At 62.5% G+C, this 2,103-nt stretch carries 3 protein-coding genes and 1 pseudogene; 1 reads left to right on the top strand and 3 read right to left on the bottom strand.

Annotated features, from left to right (window positions below; translation table 11 throughout):
• Positions 1 to 532: thermonuclease family protein (locus tag ACEW8G_RS08520; RefSeq protein ID WP_373487998.1), on the bottom strand; the 532-nt coding region annotated here is incomplete at its 3' end.
• A 227-nt stretch (positions 533 to 759) separates the two neighbouring features.
• Between ACEW8G_RS08520 and ACEW8G_RS08515 the strand changes: the two genes are divergently transcribed.
• The gene (locus tag ACEW8G_RS08515; RefSeq protein WP_373487997.1) at positions 760 to 1,020 is read left to right on the top strand and encodes a hypothetical protein; all 261 of its coding nucleotides are present in this window, start codon (positions 760 to 762) and stop codon (positions 1,018 to 1,020) included.
• A gap of 248 nt (positions 1,021 to 1,268) precedes the next feature.
• On the opposite strand, the gene ACEW8G_RS08510 is transcribed toward ACEW8G_RS08515, so the two are convergent.
• Positions 1,269 to 1,823 (bottom strand): gamma carbonic anhydrase family protein, encoded by a 555-nt coding sequence (locus ACEW8G_RS08510; RefSeq protein ID WP_373487996.1) that lies wholly within the window; start codon positions 1,821 to 1,823, stop codon positions 1,269 to 1,271.
• Positions 1,824 to 1,827: 4 nt separating this feature from the next.
• Positions 1,828 to 2,103: pseudogene (locus ACEW8G_RS08505) on the bottom strand (porphobilinogen synthase); the annotation flags it as partial.

The raw sequence follows: 2,103 nt of genomic DNA, 5'->3' as shown, positions 1-2,103 counted from the left end.
AGCACCAGTCGGGCTTGCCCCCGCCAAAGCGCACCGCGAGCCCCTCATCGATCAGCACATCGCCCAGGCTCTCACCCGCGCGGGTGACGCGAAACAGCGCCCGGCCATAACGGTCGTGGCTGCGATCCACCGGTTCCAGCGCAAACGGCGCGGCATTCAACAGATCGAGCATCCGCTCGGTCGCACGCCGACCGCGTTCGAGCTCGCCCGGGCAGCGGGGCGACGAGATTTCGGGGGTATCGATATCGGCGATGCGGATTTTCTCGCCCTTCAGCCAGAAGGTGTCGCCATCGACCACACAGGCCACCCGGCCCCACTGTGAGCACAAGCCGAACTGCACATCTTGGCGATCGGCAGCGTCCGACGCGTCCATCAGGTCGCCTGCAGGAACATCGAGGATGTTGAATGTGCTTGCTGTTGCGCCCGGCAGCCAGTCCGGGGCGCTCCAGCCGATCAGCGCGGCGAGCGCAAGCGCAAGCCCGACGGCACGGCTGGTCGGGCGCGGGGACCGGGTTCGACGGTGGAAAGACAATACGCGGGCCATGGTTCATGGTCGGCGTGGCGCGTTAATTTCTTGTTATCAGCGCCTGGCAGGCAATTGTGTCCCTGCACCTGTGCGGCCACGTCGCGCCAGTCGCTGCCGGATTGGGTAAAGAGAGGATAAATCTGTCGTCAACACCTGCTTAACCTTTGGTGCCAAGCTGCGCTTAACCAATGCCGCGCATTTTTGGTTCACACATAACAAAAGGGAGCAAAAGCATGTCGCCAGATGGTCTGTTCGTTACATTCCTGTCCATATCGCTGGCATCGGTCTTTTTGGCACTGGTGATCGGCACCCGAGGCGCGGAGATTCGCAAGGTCGCACAGGCGATGGGCGATGAAGCCGGCGGGTTTGGCAAACGCAAGCAGGAACAGATCGCCGCCGTGCAGCGCAAGACCGCCATTGCCGACGAGGCCCAGCGAGCGAAGGCAAACGGCGAGCGGTTCGTGCCACCGCGTGACTATATGCAGGGCCGCTGATGGCGCGCCAGTGGATTGATTTTGACATTCGAGTCCCGCTTGCGGCTAAATCCAACTTCGAATGTCAAAATCATAAAATCCACTAGAAACATATATTTGCTAGTGGTCCTGATGATTCTCACATTTGCTTGAGACCCAGCCCAAAGCAGTAGCAAATGTCAGAATCGGACCACTAGCGCGGTTCACCCAGATCGATGATGAAGCCGACGCATATGCAGGATCGCTACCGAAGCCGTCATCTTGCCCGGTCAGACTGACGCAGCCGCAGCGCCGTGGACGCGGGCGTTTTCTACATAATGCGCCACGCCAAGCCGCATTTCAGCAATCGCCCGTTCGGGCAGGTCGCGCATGAACTGCGCCGGGCGGCCACCCCACAGCTGGCCCGATGGCATGGTTTTGCCCGGGGTCAGCATCGCGCCTGCCGCCAGCATGGCATCGCCTTCGATCCGGCAGCCATCCATAACGATCGCGCCCAGCCCGACAAACGCGCGATCTTCCAGCACGCAGCCATGCACCATCGCCAGATGGCCGATCAGAACATCCTCGCCGATCAACGTCGGGAAGCCTTCGGGCTGGCCGGGGCGCGGGCTGTCGCAATGGATGATGCTGCCATCCTGCACGTTGCTGCGCGCGCCGATGACAATGCGGTTCACATCCGCGCGCACCACGCAATTGTACCAGATGCTGGCGTCCGCACCGATCTCGACATCGCCGATGATCCGGCAGCCCGGCGCGATAAAGGCGCTGTCGTGGATGCGCGGGGTCTTGCCGTGCAAGGTGATGATCGAGATATCGTCGCCCACCAGATCAGCCTTTCGCCAGCAGCCGCGCGGCGTGCGCGGCGTGGTAAGTGAGGATGCCGCTGCACCCGGCGCGGCGAAATGCCACCAGGCTTTCGAGCACCAGAGCGTCGCGGTCGCCTGCGCCTGCCGCAGCCGCCGCCTCGATCATCGCATACTCGCCCGAGACCATATAGGCATAGACCGGCAGCCCGAAAGTCGCCTTCACCCGCGCCGCGATGTCGAGATACGGCATGCCGGGCTTGACCATCACGCTGTCCGCGCCCTCGGCAATGTCCATCGC

It is taken from the genome of Blastomonas sp. (assembly GCF_041747255.1).
Lineage (GTDB): Bacteria > Pseudomonadota > Alphaproteobacteria > Sphingomonadales > Sphingomonadaceae > Blastomonas.
This window is presented reverse-complemented; position numbering and strand designations above follow the sequence as displayed.